General features: G+C 69.1%; 21 protein-coding genes. 10 read left to right on the top strand and 11 right to left on the bottom strand.

Annotation, left to right across the window (positions count from 1 at the left end):
* Positions 1–22: 22 nt before the first annotated feature.
* The 5 genes from QZV94_RS02295 to QZV94_RS02275 all read right to left on the bottom strand — a co-directional run bounded on the left by QZV94_RS02295 (position 23) and on the right by QZV94_RS02275 (position 3,965).
* Complete coding sequence (locus tag QZV94_RS02295; protein WP_293676182.1) at positions 23–1,099, bottom strand: Glu/Leu/Phe/Val dehydrogenase; 1,077 nt, start codon at positions 1,097–1,099, stop codon at positions 23–25.
* A gap of 60 nt (positions 1,100–1,159) precedes the next feature.
* Positions 1,160–2,191 (bottom strand): alpha/beta fold hydrolase, encoded by a 1,032-nt coding sequence (locus tag QZV94_RS02290; protein WP_293676181.1) that lies wholly within the window; start codon positions 2,189–2,191, stop codon positions 1,160–1,162.
* A gap of 72 nt (positions 2,192–2,263) precedes the next feature.
* Positions 2,264–2,503: a DUF3253 domain-containing protein gene (locus QZV94_RS02285; protein WP_293676180.1), complete on the bottom strand. Its 240-nt coding sequence runs from the start codon at positions 2,501–2,503 to the stop codon at positions 2,264–2,266.
* A 3-nt stretch (positions 2,504–2,506) separates the two neighbouring features.
* On the bottom strand, positions 2,507–3,655 hold the full coding sequence (locus QZV94_RS02280) for an acyl-CoA dehydrogenase family protein (protein WP_293676179.1): 1,149 nt from the start codon (positions 3,653–3,655) through the stop codon (positions 2,507–2,509).
* Between the two features lie 13 nt (positions 3,656–3,668).
* Positions 3,669–3,965 carry a hypothetical protein gene (locus tag QZV94_RS02275; protein WP_293676178.1) on the bottom strand — a complete coding sequence of 99 codons (297 nt, stop codon included), beginning with the start codon at positions 3,963–3,965 and terminating at the stop codon, positions 3,669–3,671.
* 104 nt (positions 3,966–4,069) lie between these two features.
* On the opposite strand from QZV94_RS02275, the gene QZV94_RS02270 reads away from it, so the two are divergent.
* The 3 genes from QZV94_RS02270 to QZV94_RS02260 all read left to right on the top strand — a co-directional run bounded on the left by QZV94_RS02270 (position 4,070) and on the right by QZV94_RS02260 (position 5,458).
* Complete coding sequence (locus tag QZV94_RS02270) at positions 4,070–4,537, top strand: PaaI family thioesterase (RefSeq protein WP_293676177.1); 468 nt, start codon at positions 4,070–4,072, stop codon at positions 4,535–4,537.
* Between the two features lie 53 nt (positions 4,538–4,590).
* On the top strand, positions 4,591–5,010 hold the full coding sequence (locus QZV94_RS02265) for a DUF2147 domain-containing protein (protein WP_293676176.1): 420 nt from the start codon (positions 4,591–4,593) through the stop codon (positions 5,008–5,010).
* Positions 5,011–5,101: 91 nt separating this feature from the next.
* Complete coding sequence (locus QZV94_RS02260; protein ID WP_293676175.1) at positions 5,102–5,458, top strand: GFA family protein; 357 nt, start codon at positions 5,102–5,104, stop codon at positions 5,456–5,458.
* A gap of 16 nt (positions 5,459–5,474) precedes the next feature.
* Here the strand turns inward: QZV94_RS02260 and QZV94_RS02255 are convergent, their stop codons facing one another.
* From QZV94_RS02255 to QZV94_RS02240, 4 genes are all read right to left on the bottom strand, one after another.
* Positions 5,475–6,287: a hypothetical protein gene (locus tag QZV94_RS02255; RefSeq protein WP_293676174.1), complete on the bottom strand. Its 813-nt coding sequence runs from the start codon at positions 6,285–6,287 to the stop codon at positions 5,475–5,477.
* A gap of 58 nt (positions 6,288–6,345) precedes the next feature.
* A complete protein-coding gene (locus QZV94_RS02250) occupies positions 6,346–6,978 on the bottom strand; it encodes a glutathione S-transferase family protein (RefSeq protein WP_293676173.1) in 633 nt (210 codons plus the stop codon).
* 59 nt (positions 6,979–7,037) lie between these two features.
* Positions 7,038–8,318, bottom strand: a complete 1,281-nt coding sequence (locus tag QZV94_RS02245; RefSeq protein ID WP_293676172.1) for a nucleoside transporter C-terminal domain-containing protein — start codon at positions 8,316–8,318, stop codon at positions 7,038–7,040.
* Between the two features lie 74 nt (positions 8,319–8,392).
* A complete protein-coding gene (locus QZV94_RS02240) occupies positions 8,393–9,193 on the bottom strand; it encodes a hypothetical protein (RefSeq protein ID WP_293676171.1) in 801 nt (266 codons plus the stop codon).
* 273 nt (positions 9,194–9,466) lie between these two features.
* On the opposite strand from QZV94_RS02240, the gene QZV94_RS02235 reads away from it, so the two are divergent.
* Genes QZV94_RS02235 through QZV94_RS02225 form a run of 3 tightly spaced genes read left to right on the top strand, consistent with a single transcriptional unit; the run spans position 9,467 to position 12,332 of the window.
* A complete protein-coding gene (locus QZV94_RS02235) occupies positions 9,467–10,609 on the top strand; it encodes an ABC transporter permease (RefSeq protein WP_293676170.1) in 1,143 nt (380 codons plus the stop codon).
* On the top strand, positions 10,606–11,355 hold the full coding sequence (locus QZV94_RS02230) for an ABC transporter ATP-binding protein (protein WP_293676169.1): 750 nt from the start codon (positions 10,606–10,608) through the stop codon (positions 11,353–11,355). Before QZV94_RS02235 ends, QZV94_RS02230 begins: the two co-directional genes overlap by 4 nt.
* A 5-nt stretch (positions 11,356–11,360) precedes the next feature.
* Positions 11,361–12,332: an HlyD family efflux transporter periplasmic adaptor subunit gene (locus QZV94_RS02225; RefSeq protein ID WP_293676168.1), complete on the top strand. Its 972-nt coding sequence runs from the start codon at positions 11,361–11,363 to the stop codon at positions 12,330–12,332.
* Positions 12,333–12,362: 30 nt separating this feature from the next.
* Here QZV94_RS02225 and QZV94_RS02220 read toward each other — a convergent pair whose 3' ends face one another.
* Positions 12,363–13,010, bottom strand: a complete 648-nt coding sequence (locus QZV94_RS02220; RefSeq protein ID WP_293676167.1) for a TetR/AcrR family transcriptional regulator — start codon at positions 13,008–13,010, stop codon at positions 12,363–12,365.
* A 90-nt stretch (positions 13,011–13,100) separates the two neighbouring features.
* Here QZV94_RS02220 and QZV94_RS02215 point away from each other — a divergent pair, with 90 nt between their 5' ends.
* The 4 genes from QZV94_RS02215 (at position 13,101) to QZV94_RS02200 (ending at position 17,740) form a co-directional block, all read left to right on the top strand.
* Positions 13,101–13,712 carry a glutathione S-transferase N-terminal domain-containing protein gene (locus QZV94_RS02215; protein ID WP_293676166.1) on the top strand — a complete coding sequence of 204 codons (612 nt, stop codon included), beginning with the start codon at positions 13,101–13,103 and terminating at the stop codon, positions 13,710–13,712.
* A gap of 133 nt (positions 13,713–13,845) precedes the next feature.
* Entirely contained in the window at positions 13,846–14,751 is a 906-nt protein-coding gene (locus QZV94_RS02210; protein WP_293676165.1) for an SDR family NAD(P)-dependent oxidoreductase, read from the top strand.
* A gap of 146 nt (positions 14,752–14,897) precedes the next feature.
* Positions 14,898–16,322, top strand: a complete 1,425-nt coding sequence (locus QZV94_RS02205; protein WP_293676164.1) for an MFS transporter — start codon at positions 14,898–14,900, stop codon at positions 16,320–16,322.
* A gap of 38 nt (positions 16,323–16,360) precedes the next feature.
* A complete protein-coding gene (locus tag QZV94_RS02200) occupies positions 16,361–17,740 on the top strand; it encodes an MFS transporter (protein WP_293676163.1) in 1,380 nt (459 codons plus the stop codon).
* Here the strand turns inward: QZV94_RS02200 and QZV94_RS02195 are convergent.
* Complete coding sequence (locus QZV94_RS02195) at positions 17,733–18,911, bottom strand: Mrp/NBP35 family ATP-binding protein (protein ID WP_293676162.1); 1,179 nt, start codon at positions 18,909–18,911, stop codon at positions 17,733–17,735. The genes QZV94_RS02200 and QZV94_RS02195 overlap by 8 nt on opposite strands.
* Between the last annotated feature and the right edge of the window lie 106 nt (positions 18,912–19,017).

Raw genomic sequence — 19,017 nt, 5'->3', positions numbered from 1 at the left:
CCAGTGTGGATAAAGGTGCGCTTCAGGCCGCTGCGCGCTTCTCGGCGACCCCAGAGATGCGCGACCGGGCGATCTCGTTGGCCACCTCATGTGTCGGGCGGTGTTCGCGGAGCGCTTGCTCGAGGACCTCCTCGAGGGTCAGCGCCAGCCGGTCGAGCTTGGCGTCGACCCATTCCGGATCGAAGGCCTCGTCCCGCTCCAAGGCGCGGATCTCGCCGGCGACGTTGATGATGCCGCCGCCGTTGATGACGTAGTCGGGAGCGTAGAGGATGCCGCGCCTGAACAGCTCGACGCCCGCCGCCGGATCGGCCAGCTGGTTGTTGGCGCCTCCGGCGATCACCCGGGCGCGGAGGCGCGGCAGGGTGTCCAGGCTGATCGCGCCGCCCAGGGCGCAGGGCGCGAAGACGTCGGCGTCGACATCGAATATGGCGCTGGGAGCGACGATCTCGGCGTCCGTCGCCGCCGCGACGCGGCGTAGCGCTTCGGCGTTGACGTCGGTCAGGATCAGTTTTGCGCCGGCCGCGTGCAGCTTCTCGGCCAGATGTGCGCCGACGTGGCCGACGCCCTGGATGGCGACGCGCACGCCGTCCAGGTCACGCTTCAGGGCGCGCTCGACGCAGAGCCGGACGCCCCGGAACACCCCTTCGGCCGGGATCGGGCTGGGGTCGCCGGAGGCCGCGGGATGGCCGTCGAGCCCGGCGACGTAGCGGGTGTGCTTGCGTGCGTGGGCCAGGTCTGCGGGCGAGACGCCCACGTCTTCGGCTGTCCAGTATCTGCCGCCCACGTCCTCGACCGCGCGGCCGAAGGCTTCGAACAATGCGGGTGTCTTGGCTGTGCGCGCGTCTCCGATGATCACCGACTTGCCGCCGCCCAGCTCCAGGTCGGCCATGGCGTTCTTGTAGGACATGGCGCGCGACAGCTTCAGCGCGTCCTCAAGCGCGTCCTCGGCGGTGGCATAGTTCCACATCCGGCAGCCGCCCGCGGCGGGGCCGCGGACCGTCGAGTGGATCGCGATGATGCATTTCAGGCCCGACGCCGCGTCGTAAAAGGCGTGGACGCCCTGGTGTCCCTCGAAGCTTGGAGAATCGAACAAGGTCATGCCTGAAACTCGATATTCTAAGGGACGATTTTATCAGAAAATAGGGCGGTTCAGGGCAAGTCACAACCCCGCCGAACGACGCGAGTCGGAACTCGAGGCAGGCACATGCTTCGGCGCGCCCGGGATTGGCGGGGCGGCCGACGGCAGCGGCGCCTCCGGATCGCGCAGGAAGGCCAGGACGTCGGCCATCACCACCGGGCCTTGTCGATCGCGGGTGAGCAGATGGTGGCCGGCGGCGTAGTAGGCGGTGCGGTCGGCGGGCTGGAGCCGCTTCGCCGCCGCGAACGCGGCCTTCTTGGGGATGATGTCGTCCCTGGCGCCGTAGAGGTAAAGGGTCGGCACCTCGTCCTCGCCCACCTGGCTGGCGGCGCGGCTCATCAGCTTGACCAGGCCGTAGAGGGTGTCTGACCGCGCGCCCCAGATCATCAGCCGGTCGCGGCCCATGGCCCGCAACTCTTCGATGTTGTCGGTGGGGTAGATGCGGTCAGTGACGAACCTCGGCGGGGTATAGACCTTCGAGGCGGTGAGGTTGGCGGCCAGGAAGAGCGCGGTCCTGTAGGGTAGCGGCTGGGTCTTGAAGCCCCAGACTCCGGGAGACAGCAGCACCAGCCGGTCGGCCGCCGGGGGGTTCTCCGAGGCGAACGCCGTGGCGGCCACCGACCCGCCCATGCTCTCGCCCACCACCGCCAGGACGGCGTTCGGGTGCCGCGCGCGGGCGAGCGCCACGACTGTGCGCAGGTCCTCCGCCAGCAGCGCCTCCCCGGCCCAGACGCCGCGCAAAGGCGAGCGGCCGAACCCGCGCTGGTCGTACGCGTAGGTGGTGACGCCCGCCTCGGCCCAGCGGCGGCCGGCGATGTGGAAGGCGTTGGCGTAGTCGTTCATCCCGTGGACCGCCACGACCACCGCCCAGGGCTCCTCCGCGGCGGCCCAGGTCTGCAGGCCCAGGCGCGCGCCGTCGAAGCTGACCACCCGGTCGGCCTCGAAGTGCGGCCCGACGAACCCGACCGGCGGCAACGAGGCCTGCTGGCGCAGCATCGGGGCGCAAGCCGTGAGCGTCAGCAGCAACAGGAGGGCAGGGATCAGGCGCATCATGTCGAGGTGAGACTATATGAGCCCGCCGTGAAGCCTGGGAAAAGGGGACGATGTGTCCCGGCGCCGACGGCGTCAGGGCAGACGCAGCCGGTACACGCCCTTGAAGTCATCGGGATCGGCAGGCTTGTTGTGGCGCAGGATCACCACCCGACCCTCGCGCGCCAGCCCACGGGCCACAGCGCGGACATGGCCCAGCGCGCGCTGCCACCGCTCGGGCTCTACCGCGCGGGCGACCTCCTCGGGCGCGATCGACTTGCCCGTCGCCGCCTTGGCCAGAAGGTCGAAGATCGCGGTCTCAACGGCTTGCGACACGCCCTACCCGCCCCGCTTCAGCGTCTCGCGGGCGATGATCACCTGCTGGATCTGGCTGGTTCCCTCGTAGATGCGGAAGATGCGCACGTCGCGGTAGAAGCGTTCGATCCCGTACTCGGCGATGTAGCCGGCGCCCCCGAAGATCTGCACCGCCTTGTCGGCGACGCGGCCGACCATCTCGGAGGCGAAGTACTTGGCCGCGGCCGCCTCCATGGTGACGCTCTCGCCGGCGTCGCGCTTGCGAGCGCTTTCAAGGGTGAGTGCGCGGGCCGCCAGGGCCTCCGTCTTGCAGTCCGCGATCATGCCCTGGATCAGCTGGAAGCCGGACAGCGGCTGCCCGAACTGCTTGCGCTCCGTGGCGTAGGCCACACAGTCGGCGATCAGGCGCTCGGCCACGCCCACGCACAGCGCCGATATGTGCAGGCGGCCCTTGTCCAGCACCTGCATTGCCACCTTGAAGCCCTCGCCCTCCTGGCCGATGCGGTTCTCGGCAGGAACGCGGACGTTGTCGAAGTTGACGTCGCAGATCTGGGCGCCCTGCTGACCCATCTTCTTCTCGGGCTTGCCGACGCTGAGGCCCGGCAGGTCGCGGGGCACGAGGAAGGCCGAGACCCCGCCCCCGCCCCTGATCTCCGGGTTGGTCCGCGCCATCACCGTGAAGAGGTGGGCGTTGTTGGCGTTGGTGATGTACCGCTTCGACCCGTTCAAAACGTAGTGGTCACCGTCGCGGACCGCGCGGGTCTGCACGGCGGCCGAGTCCGAACCCGCCTCCGGCTCGGTCAGGGCGAAGGAGGTGACGATGTCACCCGACGCGATGGCGGGGAGGTACTTCTGCTTCTGGTCCTCGGTCCCGAACATCACCAGGGCCTGCGAGCCGATGCCGACGTTGGTGCCGAAGGTGGAGCGGAAGGCCGGGCTGGTCCGGCCCAGCTCGATCACCACCAGGCACTCGTCCTCCATGGAGAGGTCGAGGCCGCCGTAGGCCTCCGGGATCGACAGGCCGAAGAGGCCCAGCGCCTTCATCTCGTCGACCAGGTCCGCAGGCATGGCGTCGTCCTCGGCCACTCTCGCCTCGAGGGGGCGAAGGCGTTCGGAGACGAAGCGGCGGACCGTGTCGATCAGCTGGTCACGGGTCTCGGCGTCGAGCGCCATGCGGTCTGATCCTCTAGTGCTTGCAGGTGACTTTGACGGGGACGTTGCGGCGCGCGCCGGTCTTGCTGGTGGGGTCGAGTTCTGCGCGCCAGGTGTCCACCCCGATGTTCGGCCGGCCCGTGCAGTTCTGCACCGGCGCCAGCCGCTTGCGCTTGGCCCACGCAGGCACGCCGTTGGCGTCGACGGCGTTCTCGATGTTGGCCGGCGGCTTCGGGGGCGTCTGGATTTCGGAAGCCTCGGGCGGCGGCGGCGTGGCCGCCGACTCCACCGGCTGAGCGGCGAGGAACAGGGCGGCGAGAAGGCCGATCACGTGGTCTGCCCTTGCATGGTGGGTCCTCGATGAGGCTTAAGCGTCTGACAAACTAAGGGTCGAATCCGCGGGCGGCAAACGGTTCGCGGAGATCGGGAGGGGTGATGGACGGCGGCGTGGTGGAGAACACCTACATCTCCAAGCTGATCACGGTCAGCGACGGCGAGTGGGCCGGGTGGCAGTGCTATCCAGGCGGCGATCCCTTCGAGGACCTGGCCGGGCCGTTCTACTTCCGCATCGGCGACGACGGCGTGCCGGTCTGCGCCTTCCGGGCCGAGAAGAAGCACCTGAACGGCGGCGGCTTCCTGCACGGCGGGCTGGTGATGACCTTCGCCGACTTCGCGCTGTTCGTGATCGCGCGCGACGTGATCGACGGCAGCCGCACGGTCACCGCCACCTTCAACGGCGAGCTGGTGGGCACGGCGCACGAGGGCGACTTCGTCGAGTGCCGGGGCGACGTGGTGAAGGCCGGGCGCAGCATGGTGTTCGTGCGCGGCATCATCTCCTGCAAGGGCGAGCCGCTGATGAGCTTCTCATCCGTCCTGAAGAAGACCACGATACGCGCGTCCTGAATTGTTCACATTCGTCCTGATAGTGGCCGCCGCTGTTGCCTAAGGGAGCCGTCGTGCGTCGCTTTTCGTCCTTGATCCTGGCCGCCGCCATTGCCCTGACGGCCGTCCCGACCTGGGCGGCCGCGCCGCTCACCGCCGTGGGGGTCTGGCGCAACCCCAAGGACAGCGTGCACATCGCGCTCCGCCCATGCGGCGAGGAGATCTGCGGCTTCGTCGTGTGGGCCAGCGACAAGGCCAAGGCGAAGGCCCGCAAGGGCGGCACCCCCAACCTGGTCGGCCAGCAGCTGATGCGCGGCTTCGTGGTCGACAAGCATGGCGTCGGGCGCGGCAAGGTCTTCGTGCCCGACCTCAACAAGGTCTTCACCGGCTCGGCGACGATGACCAGCGAACGTACGTTGCTGGCCAAGGGCTGCTTGTTCGCGGGCGTCCTATGCAAGACCCAGGTCTGGACCCGGATCGACACCCCGAGCTGAGCGGCGCGCCGACACACTCCGCCGCCTCTGAGACTGGACACGCCGGCCGGACGGCCCCAGCTATGTCAGTTCAGTGACGGGAGAGCGCCCAATGATCCAGGCCGTGTGCCACTGCGGGGCCGCCAGGCTGACCGCGCCGGCATTCGCCGAGGTGACGGAGTGCAACTGCTCGATCTGCCGCCGCCTCGGCGCGCGCTGGGCCCACTACAGCCCCAAGGACGTCACCCTGCCGGATCCGCAAACGACGCAGCTCTACGTCTGGGGCGACCGCATGCTGGCCTTCCACCGCTGCAAATCTTGCGGCGTGGCCACGCACTGGCAGAGCCTGGACGGAAGCCGCGACCGGATGGCGGTCAACGCGCGGCTGGTGGACGGCGTGGACTGGACCAGCCTGCGTATCCGCCAGTTCGACGGGGCCGACACCTGGCGCTACCTGGACGAGGCCTGAGAAGCAGGTCGCCGCGCTAGTCGGCCTTCCAGGCTCCATCGACCTTGCGGGCGTTGGCCCAGGTCCCCTTGCCGATCATCACGGCAGCGGTCTGTTCGCGCACGACGACGCGGCTGGGCGCCTTCAGGCCACGGATCAGCTCCGGAATCAGCTGGGCGCGCGCCATCTTCAGCGCCTCGGGCGGCATGGCGGCAAGGTCTGCGGCAACGGCGGCGGTCGATAGCTGGGCGACGGTCGCCATGTCGCCCTTGGCCATCGCCTCGGCGCGGGCCAGCAGCACCCTGGTCGGCTCCGCGGCGGCGGCGGCCGCGCCCTTGAGGTCGGCGGTGACGGCGTCGGTGAAGACCGGCGCGCTGAACGTGAAGCTCATGTTCTCGCTGGCCTCGGCCTTGAGTTCGCCGTCGGCGCGGGTGGCGTTCACCTGCAGCCGCGCCCACAGGCCCGCGCTGTTGCTGAGCGAGACGTTTGCGAGGGAATAGCCGGGCTCCGGGCGCGCCAGGACCGTGACCTGAAGCGAGTTCGGGTCGGTTGGATCGAACTCCAGCAGGAGCCCCTTCACCTCGCCGTCCCGCGCCATCTTCCACACCGGCGGGAAGGCGCGACCGGTCAGGACGGCGGCGGGCAGCTCGACGTCCGACAGCACGACGCGGACCTGCTTCTTCACCGGCGAGTCTTCCACCACGTCCATGGCCATCGCGATGGCGTGGGAGAAGCTGAGCTTCCCCTCGTCGCCCTCGTAGCGACCGCTGGCCACGCCAGGATCGAGCGCGAAGGCCGGGCCTGCGATCATCAGCAGAAGCGCGAGTACGGCGGTGCGGAAGGCGGTCATGGCGATCTCCCCAGGGGGTCCCTGGTTACCGCGCCGCCCTGAAGAAACCCCTACGCGGTCAAGCCGCCCGTTGCGGCATGCCAGCCTGGGCGGCGGGGCGCGCCCGCATCGCCTCGGCCCAACGGGCGACGTTGGGCAGCTCGTCAGGGACCCGGAACTTGATCATCCGGCCGAAGTCGATGCCGATGAAGGCCACGATGTCGGCGATGGTAAGCCGATCGGCCCCCAGCCATTCGCTCTCCGCCAGCCGCCGGTCCAGGACCTTCAGGGCGGCCGTGCCGCTGGCGATGTTGTGCTCGCCGATGACCGGGACCTGCTGCTCCAGCGCCGCCATGGCGGGATGGGTGTGGCGCACGCCGATCATCAGCGGCGTGGCGACCATCATTTCGGCGCGGCGCATCCACATCTCGATGACCGCAGTCTCCTCGGGATCGCGCCCGAACAGGTTCGGCTCGGGATAGCGATGCTCCAGATAGCGGCAGATGGCGATGGATTCGGTGATGCAGACGCCGTCGTCGAGTTCCAGCATCGGCACGTTGGCGAGCCCGGCCTTGGCGAGGTAGTCCGGCGTCTTATGCTGGCCCTCCATGAGGTTGAGCGTAATCACCTCGACGTCGGTGATCCCCTTCTCGGCCATGAACCAGCGGACCCGGCGCGGGTTTGGCGCGAGCGGGGTATCGTAGACTTTCATGTCAGCGTTCCCTCAAGATCCCGGACACGTAGCGACCTTCCCCGCCCGTCAGGCAAGCGCTAGCCGAACAGCCCGGCTGGCAGGAGGCCTACGACCGAGGCGGTCAGGCAGGTGGCCAGGAAGCCGGCCATCATGGCCTTCCAGACCATGCCGACGACCTCGTTGCGCCGCTCGGGCACCAGGACCGAGAACCCGGCCAGGTTGATGCCCACCGAGGCGACGTTGGCGAACCCGCATAGCGCGTAGGTCAGGAGCACGCGACTGCGCGGGTCCATCGCGTCCAGCGGGATCGCGCCCAGCCGGATGAAGGCGGTGAACTCGGTCAGCACCAGCTTCACGCCCAGCAGCGCGCCGGCGGCCGGCGCGTCGTGCCAGGGGATCCCGATGGCCCAGGCGAGCGGCGCGAAGAGCACGCCCAGCCCCTCCTCCACCGAGAAGACGTAGCCGAACTGGTCGCCCACCGCGCCCAGCATCAGGTTCAGCATCGCCACCAGCGCGACGAACACGATCAGCGTCGCGCCGACGTTGAGCACGATCTGCAGGCCGTCGGTGGTGCCCTTGATCAGGGCGTCGATGGAGCTGTCGTACTTCTTCGCGGCCAGCGGATCGTAGGCGGTGGTCTGCTCGATGGCGTCGTCGCGCGGCACGATGATGCGCGCCAGCAGCACGCCGGCGGGCGCCGAGACGATGGATGCAGTGACCACGTGCGCGGCGGCCTGCGGCAGCACGCCGGCCAGGATCGTCGCGTAGGCCACCATGGTGGAGCCCGACACGCACGCCATCCCGACCGCGATGAGCATGAACAGCTCCGAGCGCGACAGACTGGGGAGGTAGGAGCGGATGAAGATCGGGCCTTCAACCTGGCCCATGAACACGGTGGCCGCCGTCGCCAGCGCCGGCGGGCCGCGCAGCCCCATGGTCTTCTCGAACACCACGCCGAACGCCTGGGTGACCCAGACCAGGATCTTCCAGTGCCAGAGCAGCGCCGCCAGGGCGCAGACCACCAGGATCACCGGCAGCACACGAAAGGCGAACACGAACAGGGCGCCGGGGTCGGTCAGCGGATAGGGCTGGCCCGGCGTCCCGGCCAGGAAGCCGAACACGAAGGCGACGCCGGTCTGGGTGGAGGTCGCCAGCCCGTCGACGACGACACCCACGGCCTGCAGGCCTTCGCGCAGCGCCGGGACCCCGAACAGCAGAAGCACCAGCAGCGCCTGGGTGGCCGTCGCCCCGAGGGCCAGCTTCCAGGGGAAGCGCGCGCGGTTCTCGGAGATCGCCCAGCACAGCAGCAGCACGCCCGCGATCCCCACGAGGCTCTGGGCGTTTTCCAGACCGAACATTCGTCCCCCGACGCGCCGCCGAACTTGCCGGCCCGAGCCATTAAGGGCGCCAGATCACGGCGCTGCGCAAGGCGCTAGGCGGTCCTCGAGACGAGGGCGCCAGCACGGTAGGGCGTCGCCTGGGGAGCCGCGGCCGGCGCAGGGGCGGCGTCGACCAGTTTCCGGGCGGCGGGGGACAGGTCGAGGCGGTCGGGGGCCCGAGCGGCGCCGAAGAGCTGAAGGACCGAGCGGGTCCAGTCGGGCGAGGTGTTGTCGCGCCGCTGCGACAGCTTCACGGCGGCGGAGAGCTTGGCGTCGTCGGACCGGGCCGCGGCGGCCCGGTAGTCGAGTTGGCCGTTGGCGCCGACGACACCGGCGGCTTGCATGTAGTCGACCATGCGGCTCTGCGCCTCGGCGTTGGCGCGCCAGGCCGGCGCGTCCGAGTATGGGCGGGCCCCCAGGCGATCGGGCGCGTTGAGCGTGGTGGCGAAGAGGACCTTCTGGTCGGACGCCGACAGGCCATCGAACGCCGAGGTCGCCGCCCTCAGAGCGCCTGCGGCGCCGCCGGACCGGCCGGCCTCGTTCACCGAACGAAGGAAGGTTGACGACAGCTGCTGCGCGCGCTGGCCGATGTCGCTGTCGAATGTCGCCCGGTCGAGGAGTTTGCGACGCTCGTCCTCGGCGCCGATCAGCTGACCGCTCGCCGACATCGCCTGCAGGTCCTGGTAGGCCGCCAGCCGCTGCTCCTCGCCGGCCTTGCCGTCCAGCACCGTGGTGGCCAGGAGGTCGAAGCGCGCCATCCGCTCGGCATAGTCCGGCAACGCCCGGCTGGCGACGGCGCGAACGGCCGCCACCGGGGCGACGTAGGCGGAGGTGGCGGGGCTGATGGGATCCATGCTCGGCTGGGCTGATCGCGCTGGCGAGAGCCTTCACTACGCCCCGAGGCTTAAGAAACTGTCCGCTTCGGCTCCGGCCAGGCCGCGCCGCCGCATTACAAAGGTTTAATCGGCCCCGCCGCATCTGCCGACGCGAGCCCGCGCCTCTCTGCACTGAGCGCGATGAACGGCGTCCGCACGACCTCCGGTTGCTCCGCCTTACGGCGATTTAACTGGTTTCATGAGGTTGCACACGACGACATCCGCGCTTGAAGGCGAGGGCGCGCAGTCACGATGTCATTGGCTCTGGCGACACTGATCTACGAGTGGCGACGCTACACCGCGGCGATCGTGGCGCTGGCCTTTTCGGGTCTCTTGATCCTGGCCCAGGTGGGCATGTTCACCGGGATCGTGATCGGCATCAGCGCGCCCATAGACCGCAGCCGCGCCAGCATCATGATCCTGCCGGCCAAGATGGAAAGCCTGGTCAACTCCGGCGGCGGGGCGCTCCCGGCGCGCCTGCAGCCGCAGATTTATATGCATCCCGAAGTGGTCGAGGTGGCGTCCTGGAACAACGGCGGCGGCCGGTGGGTGAACCGGCCGAAGGACGGCGGGAAGGCGATCGACACTTTCATCAACGTCAACATGGTCGATACTCGACCGGGCGCTGCGACCCTTCCGGTCGACTATCCGGAGTCCATCCGCGCGGCGCTGCTCGAGCCGTACGCCATCGCCATCGACGAGAGCCAACTGAAGCGGCTGGGGGTCGGGCTCGGCGACTCCGCCTCGCTCAACGGAAAGACGGTGCGCGTCCGCGCGATCCTTCACGGCTATCCCGACATCAACAACCCTTCGGTGACCATGAGCCGTGACTCGATGCGCCTGGTGGGCATGGCGACCAAGACCGACGAGACCGGGCCCCTGATGGTGCAGATCAAGGACCCGTCCCGGGCCGAGATCGTGCGCGACCAGCTGAACGCGACCTCGCGCGGGGTCTACCGCGCCTGGACCCGCGAGGAGCTCGGCGAGAAGAACCGCAGCGCCGTAATGGAGCAGCAGATCATCGGCGTGTTCCTGACCTTCTCTCTGTTCCTCGCGTTCCTGATCGGGGTCGGCATCACCTCCCAGACGCTGCGGGGCGCGATCCTATCCTCGATCAAGGAGTTCGCCTCCCTGCGCGCGCTGGGCGTCGGCATGGGCTCACTGAGGATCATCGTGATGGAGCTGAGCTGGTGGGTCGGCCTGGCGGGGCTTGCCGCCACCGCCGTCTCCGTCACCGCGGTCTACTTCGCGGCGGAAAACATGTCGGTGCCCATGGGGTTTCCGACGCCCTGGATCATCGGAGTCTCCATCCTTCTGCTCGTGATCTCCGGCGCCTCGGGCCTGCTGGCCCTCGGTATCCTGAAGAAGAGCCAACCTGCGGACCTGCTGCGATGACCAACCCGACCGCCATCGAGGCGCGCGGCCTCTACAAGCGTTTCAAGACCGGACGCAGCCACATCGAGGTGCTGAAGCGCGTCGACTTCGTCGCCAATCATGGCGAGGTGACCATGGTCATGGGCCCCTCCGGCTCGGGCAAGTCGACGCTGGTGGCGGCGCTCTCGGGCCTGATGCGGCCTGACGAAGGAACGGTACGGGCGCTGAGCCAGGACATCTGGGGCCTGCGCTCGGGCAAGCTGGACCGTTTCCGCCTCGACCACTGCGGGTTCATCTTCCAGGGGTTCAATCTGTTCTCGGCGCTCACCGCCCTGCAGCAGGTGGAGATCGTGCTGAAATACCAGGGCTACTCGCGCAAGGACGCCCGGGAGCGGGCCGCCAACGCGCTGATGGAAGTCGGCCTCGAGGCCAAGCTGAACCAGCGCCCTTCCGAACTGTCCGGCGGCGAGAAACAGCGCGTCGCCATTGCCCGCGCCATCGCCAAGGACCCGCAGCTGATGTTCGCCGACGAGCCCACCAGCGCGCTCGACGGCGAGAACGGTCAGGTGGTCATCAAGCTTATCCAGCGCGCGGCCAAGCAGTTCGGCGCGGCGGTGATCTGCGTGACCCATGACCCGCGGCTGGAAGCCTACGCCGATCGGGTCATCCATCTCGAGGACGGCCTGATCACGGACGACCGGCGGGTGATCCATAGCCCCGCCGCCGACCTCGACCATCACCGACAACCCGCGCTCGCTGGAGCCTGAAGTCCATGGCCGCCCTGTTCCACAACCGTTTCGTCTGGATCGCCCTGGCCATCGTCGCCCTGGTCGGCGGCGGGGGACTGTTCATGCAGACCCACGCCGCGGCGAAGAAGGCCGAAGCCGCCAAGTCCGCTGCGGCCGTCCGGCCCAGCCCCTATGCCGCCATCGCCAACGGCAAGGCCGACGTGGAAGGCGGCATCATCCAGGTGGCCGCCCGGCGCGCCGGCGTGATCGACGAGGTGCTGGCGCAGGAGGGCGACATCGTTTCCAAGGGCCAGGTGCTGGCGAGGCTAGAGGACGACGAGCCGCGGCTGGCGGCGGCGCGGTCGCAGGCCGAGGTGCGCCAGGCGCACGCGGCGCTGGCGCTGCTGCAGGTGCAGCTGTCGGCCACCCAGCGCGAACTTCGGCGGCTGGAGGGCCTGGCGCCGAGCAACTTCGTGGCTGCCCAAAGGCTCGACCAGGCCCGCGACGCGGTGCGCGAGGCCGAGGCCCGGATTATGGCCCAACGGGCCACCGTCGACACCGCCCAGGCGCGGGCCAACGAGGCGCGCTACGACCAGGAACTCTCGGTCATCCGCGCGCCGGCCGACGGCCGCATCGTGCGGCGATACGCCAATCCCGGGGCAGGCGCCTCGACGCTGAACGTCTCCAACATGTTCGACCTCGAGCCGCAGTCGGGCCGCATCGTGCGCGCCGAGATCGCCGAAGGGTCGCTGTCGTATGTCGACGTGGGCCAAGGCGTGCAGATGTCGCCGGAGAGCGACCCGACCAAGGTCTATCCGGGCAAGGTGCTGCGCCGCGCCGCTGTGTTCGGAGCCCGAAAGCTGCAATCGGACGACCCCAACGAGCGCGCGGACGACCGCGTGGTCGAAGTGGTGGTGGATTCGAGCGGCGCCCCGTTCCTGATCGGCCAGCGCGTCCTGGTGAAGTTCGTCCGCGCCCGGCAGGCGGCCGTGGCGCCTGCGTCGCCGCCCGTCTGAGACGTCGCTCCCGCTCCACCCCCGCCGCGCTCAGCGCGAGGGGACCGTCGACCGCGGCGGGTGCGGCCCGGTTCCGGACGTCTCGAACAGCAGGGCAAGGCCGGACTCCGCGAAGCCCAGCAGCTCGTTCCGGCTTTGGCCTGCGCGCGCCCGCAGAGCGAGGCTGTGAAGTATGGCCGCCGCGTGCAGAGCCCTCGCGTCGGGCGATGGCCCTGCGGGATTGTCACGTCCAGCCGCCGCGCCGCGGAAACGCGCGATCAGCACGTCGTCGAGGCCATGGATGACGCTGCCAAGCGCCGCCTTGGCGTCGGGGAGGTCGATCGCGTCCGCCGTGGCCGTACAGAGCACCAGGCACCCTCTGGGGCCCCGCGCGCCGGTCACGTACAGGTCAATGGCCGCGCCATAGAACTTCGCCAAGTCACCGCGGAGGTCTCCGCCCCCGTTCGCCAGTTGCGACAGATGAGTCTCGAATCCCGCTGTGAAAGCCTGCAGCACCCGATGGTACATGCCTCGCTTGTCGCCGAATGCCGTGTACAGGCTGGGGCGGCTGACCCCGGCGGCCTCCTGCAGGTCGTCCAGCGAGGCGCCTGAGTAGCCCTTGTCCCAGAACACACCGGTCAACGCCTGCAGCAGCTTCGCTTCGTCGAACGACCGGGGCCGGCCGCGCGTTCTCGCCATGCTATTTACTACCTATTGGTACGAAATTGGTTGACGGGCGCATTTTCGTACCAATTGATAGGGAAATTCAAGTCGCCTCACGAGGATCCCATGGATCTCTATTTCGCCCCCCTCTCCTGCTCGCTGGCCACTCGCATCGCCATCTATGAAGCCGGCCTGCCGGCGCGATTCCATCAGGTCACGCTGTCCACGAAGACGCTGGCCGACGGCCAGGACTACCTTGCCGTCAACCCCAAGGGGCAGGTCCCCGCGCTCCGGACCGACGGCGGCGAGATCCTCACCGAGGGCCCGGCGATCCTGCAGTATGTCGCCGACCTCGCGCCCGACTCGGGCCTGGCGCCGGTCGCCGGCGAACTGGACCGCTATCGGTTGCAGCAGTGGCTGAACTACATCGCGACCGAGGTGCACAAGGGGATCTTCTACACGCTGTTCAACCCGGCGACCCCGGTCGAGGCGAAAGGCTTTGCTCGCGATGCGTTGCTGCCTCCGCGTTACGCCTACCTGTCGGCGCACCTTGCAGAGCGTGAACATCTCCTCGACGGCTTCACCGTCGCCGACGCCTATCTTTTCACGACGCTCAACTGGGCCGCCCCCGCCGGCGTCGATCTCTCCGACTGGCCGGTGCTCCAGGCCTACCGCGAGCGGCTGCTCGGTCGGCCCGCGGTGGCCCGCGCGGTGTCCGAGGAAGCGGCGCTGCGCTAGCCTCGCCGGCGCGCTGCAGCGGATGCGGACCAGGCCGGCGGATTCCCCTCGCCGCTCGCCAGCTTGACGCTTCGACGCGTGCGCCGCACAACGCGCGCCGAAATCCGGACCGGTTTCCAAGAGGGGATACGAAATGGCGGACATCCGCTTCGACGGCAAAGTGGCGATCGTGACCGGCGCGGGCGGCGGCCTGGGCCGGCAGCATGCGCTGGAACTCGCCCGACGCGGCGCCAAGGTCGTGGTCAACGACCTGGGCGGTGCGGCGGACGGCACCGGCGGCGGTTCCGACGCGGCCAACAAGGTGGTGGACGAGATCAAGGCTGCCGGCGGCGAGGCCATCGCCAACGGCTCATCGGTCACCGACGACGCCGGCGTGGCGCGGATGGTCAAGGACGCCGTCGACGCCTGGGGCCGCGTCGACATCCTGATCGCCAATGCCGGCATCCTGCGCGACAAGACCTTCGCCAAGATGGACTTCGGCGACTTCTCCATCGTGGTCGACGTCCACCTGAACGGGACCGTGAAGGCCGCGAAAGCGGTCTGGGACATCATGCGCGCCCAGAACTACGGACGGATCGTGGTCACCACGTCCTCGTCCGGGCTCTACGGCAACTTCGGCCAGTCGAACTACGGCGCGGCCAAGCTCGGCCTGATCGGCCTGATGAACACGCTGCGGCTGGAGGGGCAGAAGAACAACGTCCACGTCAATGCGATCGCCCCGCTGGCCGCCACGCGCATGACCGAGAACCTGGGCATGCCGGCGGACGTCCTCGAGCAGCTGAAGCCGGAATTCGTCACCCCGGGCGTGGTGTTCCTCTGTTCCGAGGAAGCCCCCACCGGCCACATCCTGACCGCCGGCGCCGGCGCCTTCGCGCTCGCCCGGATCTACGAGACCGAGGGCGCCTACCTGGGCCCCAACGCCACCGTGGAGAGCGTGCGGGACAACTGGGCCAAGATCACCGACGAGACGGGCGCCAAGGCCTATCTCAACGGCGGTGAGCAGAGCGCCAAGTTCTTCCGCAAGATGGCGGGCGGCTAAGATCCAGCCTTGCCTCCCCCGCGGCGCGAGGGGAGGCAAGGCGCTGTTTCCAGCTTGTCGTTCATTTCCTCTTGCTCCCGGCCCGCGGGTCGCGGCTAACGTGCGCCCAAGCGTCATTTGATAGACGCCATCGGGAGGAGCGGAGTTTGGCGACCAAAGGCAAACCGACCGTCGCCGTTGGCGTCCTTTCCCTCCCCGCCGTCCTAGCGTTCGCTTCGGTCAGCATCCCGATCGCGGCGCTGCAGCTGGCGATCTCGGTGCACCTCCCGCGGTACTTCGCCTCCAGCATCGGCATCGAACTGGCGGTCGTCGGCGCCGCCTTCGGCCTGGTCCGCCTGATCGACATTCCCATCGACGCCGGCATCGGCGTGGCCATGGACCGCACCCGCACGGCGTTCGGCCGGTACCGGGTCTGGATGCTGGGCGGCGCGCCGATCCTGATGATCGGGCTCTACATGCTGCTCGCCGCGCCGGATGGCGTGGGGCTCGGATACCTCGTGGTCTGGCTGCTGGTGATGTACCTCGGCTACTCGGGCGTCTACCTCGCCCACCTGGCCTGGGCTGGCCGCTTGGCGCCGACCTACGACCAACGATCGCGCGTGTTCGGCGGGGTGACCGGTCTCGGCGTCGTCGGGGCCATGGCGGTGCTGCTGATCCCGATCGTCATGGGCGAGGCGGGCTACTCCGAGGCCGAGGGCGTGCGGGCGATGATCTGGTTCATCATCGCCGCCGTGCCGGTCACCGCGTTCGTGGTGCTGGCGAGCACCCGCGAGACCATCGCCAAGGACCACTCGGCCAGCTTCAAGGCGCGCGACTACATCAGCCTGCTCACGCGGGGCAACGTTCTCCGCATCCTCGCCGCCGACTTCTTCGTCACCCTGGGGCCGGGCTGGATGGCCGCGCTCTACCTGTTCTACTTCCGCGACAGCCGCGGCTTCAGCATCGCCGAAGCCAACATCCTCTTGATGGTCTATGTGGCCGCAGGCTTCGCCGGAGCCCCGTTTACCGCCTGGATGGCGAACCGGATCAGCAAGCATCGCGCCCTGATCCTCAACACCACGGTCTATTCGATCGGTCTGAGCGCGTTGCCGTTCCTGCCGCCGGGCAGTTTCGCGGTGTTCGTGCCGTTCATGTTTGCCCTGGGGGCCATGCAATCCGGATTCACCGTGATGATCCGCGCCCTGGCTGGCGACATCGCCGACGAGCTGCGGCTGGAGAGCGGGCGCGAATGGATGGGGCTGGTCTACGCCGTCATCAACGCCACCACCAAGCTGGCGCAGGCCGGGGCGGTGCTGTTCACGTTCAATTTCGCGCTGACCGCGGTGGGCTACCAGGCCAAGGCAGGGGCGGTGAACACGCCGGAGGCCATCCGCGGCCTGGAGTTGGCCTACGTCGTGGGGCCCGTGGTCTTCGTGATGATCGCCGGCAGCTGCTTCCTCGGCTACCGGCTGAGCCCGTCACGCCACGAGGACATCCGCCGCCAGCTGGCCGAGCGGGACGCGATCGCGGCGGGGGCCAACCTGGCGGAGACGCTGGCCGGCGACCCGCAGTTCCCGCCCGCCAGAAGCTGACGACAACGCACGATCGAGAGCTCGGGGGGAGATAGCCGATGACTGCCGCGACCGCCGCCGCGATGTCGGCAAGTTCGAGCAAGCCGCTGTCGCTGGGCCGGACCCTGGCGTTCTCGGCGACCAGCCTGCCTATCGCAGCGCTTGCCGTGGCGATCACCGTGCACCTGCCGGCCTACTTCGCCGCGAGCCTCGGCGTGCCGCTGGTCGCGGTGGCCGCCGCCTTCGCCACCTGCCGCACCATCGACATCCCCGTCGAGCCCGCGCTGGGCATGGCGATGGACCGCACCCGCACGCGCTGGGGCCGCTATCGCGTGTGGACCGTGCTCGGGGCCCCGCTCCTGATGGGCGGGCTGTTCATGCTCCTGAACGCGGGGCGTGGGGTGGGCACGGGCTACCTGATCACCTGGCTGATGGTCATGTACCTGGGGCTTTCGATCCTGGGCCTCGCGCACGCCGCCTGGGGCTCGACCCTGGCCCGGAGCTACGAGCAGCGGGCGCGGATCTTCGGCATCATGGGCGGCGTCGGCGTCATCGGCTCCCTGGGCGTGCTGGCGATCCCGATCATCATGGAGGCCAACGGCTATTCCGACGCGCAGGGCGTGCGGGCCATGGTCTGGTACATCATCGCCCTTGCCCCGATCGCGGTGGCGATAGTGGTCTGGCGAACGCCCGAGACCATCGCGCCGGAAGCGCCGGGCCAGAAGTTCCGGCTGCGTGACTACCTGGAGCTGGTGACGCACCCGAGCATGGCGCGCATCCTGCTGGCCGACCTCTGTCTGACCCTGGGGCCGGGCTGGATGGCGGCCCTGTTCCTGTTCTTTTCGCGCGACCGAATGCTGTTCACCACGGGCCAGGCGAACCTGTTGCTGGTCGTCTACATCGTCGCGGGCCTGGTGGGCGCGCCGACCACCGGCTGGGTGGCCTCCAAGATCGGCAAGCACCGCGCCGCCATGCTCTCCAGCGCGATCTACTCCCTGGCGCTGGTGACGCTGCTGTTCCTGCCGCGGGGCAATGTGTGGGCGTCCGTGCCGACCAACTTCGCCACCGGATTCGTCGCCGCAGGCTTCACCGCCCTAATCCGGGCCATGGTGGCCGACGTGGCGGACGACGTCCGGCTGACCCAGGGCAAGGAACGGGCCGGGCTGCTCTATGCGCTGATCACCTCGACCAGCAAGGTGGCGCTGGCGGCGGCCATCATCATCACCTACCCGGTGCTGGCGAGCATCGGCTACGACCCGACCCTGGGGCCGAAGAACTCACCCGAGGCGATTGAGGGCCTGACCATCGCCTTCCTGGCGGGGCCCATCGGCTTCCTGGCGCTGGGGGCGGCCTGCTTCATCGGCTACAAGCTGACCGCCGAGCGCGCCACCGAGACCCGCCGCCTGCTGGACGAGCGCGACGCCCAGCACGCTAGCTGAGCCGCGCTGCGAGCTCGAGGAAGGCCTTCGCGGCCGGACTGTCGGGAGTGGTGGCGACCAGGGGCGCGCCGGCGTCGCAGGCCTCGCGCAGGGCAACCTCGATCGGGATCTCGGCCAACAGCGGCACGCCCAGGCGCTCGGCCTCGGCCCGGGCCCCGCCGGTACCGAAGATCGGCACCTTCGCGCCGGACGCATCGGCGAAGTAGGCCATGTTCTCGACGACGCCGAGGATCGGCGCGCCGGTCTTCTCAAACATCTGGGCGGCGCGGCGGGCGTCGATCAGGGCGATCTCCTGGGGCGTGGAGACGATGATCACCCCGTCCATCTTCAGCTTCTGCACCAGGGTGAGCTGGATGTCGCCGGTGCCGGGGGGCAGGTCGATGACCAGCACGTCCAGCGGCTCGGCCTCACTGCCCCAGTTGGAGTTCAACAGGCTGCGCAGCGCCGACGACGCCATCGGGCCGCGCCAGATGTTGGCCGTGCCAGGCTCGACGATGAAGCCGATCGACATCACCTTGACGCCCCAGGCGACCATCGGATTGAGGCGCTTCTCCTCGTCGAAGGTGGGGTCGCCGTCGACGCCCAGCATCGTCGGGGCCGAGGGGCCATAGATGTCGGCGTCCAGCAGGCCCACACGTTTTCCGAGGACCGCGAGGGCTGCGGCCAAGTTGACCGAGACGGTGGATTTGCCGACGCCGCCCTTCCCGCTGGCCACGGCGATGACCTTCAGGACGTGCGGCGGCTTCACCGCGTCGACCATGGGGTGCAACTGGGCGCCGGGGTCCTCGACCACGCGAGCGCGGCGCTGGGACGGCGATTCCGGGAGCGCTGCCCGGTGCTGAGGATTCGAGGCGCCGCCGGGCACGGGGCGGCGCGGGGTGACCCGAAGTTGCGGCATCTGGGGCGCGGAAGGGGCCTGCAACTCGGTGGTCAGCACCACCTGGGCGGTCTCCACCCCGTCAGCCTCGGCCAGCACCTCCTCAGCCTGGTCACGGACCCGGCGGTACGCCTCGATGTCCGCCGGGGCCACCTCGAGCATGAAGGCGACACGACCGCCGCGCAGGACCAGCCCCCGGACCAGCCCTGCGCTGGTCAGGCCCTTGCCCGACTTGGGGTCGATCACCTGGTCCAGGGCGGTCAGGATCGCCGTTCTGTCGGGGCCTTCGCTCATGCGCTTTGTCTTGCTATGCCGGGTTGGGGGTCTCATATCCGGCTGACAGCGTCGGTTTACAAGCCCGCAGGGGGTTTGAGGCGATCGCGACGCAAAGGACTGCGCA

It is taken from the genome of uncultured Phenylobacterium sp. (assembly GCF_902826855.1).
Lineage (GTDB): Bacteria > Pseudomonadota > Alphaproteobacteria > Caulobacterales > Caulobacteraceae > Phenylobacterium.
The sequence above is the reverse complement of the archived record's forward strand: the minus strand, read 5'-3'. Positions and strand labels throughout refer to the sequence as shown.

Coding starts and splice junctions, on each gene's coding strand:
- QZV94_RS02295 (WP_293676182.1), bottom strand. CDS start 1,099: ATGACCTTGTTCGATTCTCCAAGCTTCGAGGGACACCAGGGCGTCCAC.
- QZV94_RS02290 (WP_293676181.1), bottom strand. CDS start 2,191: ATGATGCGCCTGATCCCTGCCCTCCTGTTGCTGCTGACGCTCACGGCT.
- QZV94_RS02280 (WP_293676179.1), bottom strand. CDS start 3,655: ATGGCGCTCGACGCCGAGACCCGTGACCAGCTGATCGACACGGTCCGC.
- QZV94_RS02270 (WP_293676177.1), top strand. CDS start 4,070: ATGGACGGCGGCGTGGTGGAGAACACCTACATCTCCAAGCTGATCACG.
- QZV94_RS02260 (WP_293676175.1), top strand. CDS start 5,102: ATGATCCAGGCCGTGTGCCACTGCGGGGCCGCCAGGCTGACCGCGCCG.
- QZV94_RS02255 (WP_293676174.1), bottom strand. CDS start 6,287: ATGACCGCCTTCCGCACCGCCGTACTCGCGCTTCTGCTGATGATCGCA.
- QZV94_RS02250 (WP_293676173.1), bottom strand. CDS start 6,978: ATGAAAGTCTACGATACCCCGCTCGCGCCAAACCCGCGCCGGGTCCGC.
- QZV94_RS02245 (WP_293676172.1), bottom strand. CDS start 8,318: ATGTTCGGTCTGGAAAACGCCCAGAGCCTCGTGGGGATCGCGGGCGTG.
- QZV94_RS02240 (WP_293676171.1), bottom strand. CDS start 9,193: ATGGATCCCATCAGCCCCGCCACCTCCGCCTACGTCGCCCCGGTGGCG.
- QZV94_RS02235 (WP_293676170.1), top strand. CDS start 9,467: ATGTCATTGGCTCTGGCGACACTGATCTACGAGTGGCGACGCTACACC.
- QZV94_RS02230 (WP_293676169.1), top strand. CDS start 10,606: ATGACCAACCCGACCGCCATCGAGGCGCGCGGCCTCTACAAGCGTTTC.
- QZV94_RS02225 (WP_293676168.1), top strand. CDS start 11,361: ATGGCCGCCCTGTTCCACAACCGTTTCGTCTGGATCGCCCTGGCCATC.
- QZV94_RS02220 (WP_293676167.1), bottom strand. CDS start 13,010: ATGGCGAGAACGCGCGGCCGGCCCCGGTCGTTCGACGAAGCGAAGCTG.
- QZV94_RS02215 (WP_293676166.1), top strand. CDS start 13,101: ATGGATCTCTATTTCGCCCCCCTCTCCTGCTCGCTGGCCACTCGCATC.
- QZV94_RS02210 (WP_293676165.1), top strand. CDS start 13,846: ATGGCGGACATCCGCTTCGACGGCAAAGTGGCGATCGTGACCGGCGCG.
- QZV94_RS02200 (WP_293676163.1), top strand. CDS start 16,361: ATGACTGCCGCGACCGCCGCCGCGATGTCGGCAAGTTCGAGCAAGCCG.
- QZV94_RS02195 (WP_293676162.1), bottom strand. CDS start 18,911: ATGAGCGAAGGCCCCGACAGAACGGCGATCCTGACCGCCCTGGACCAG.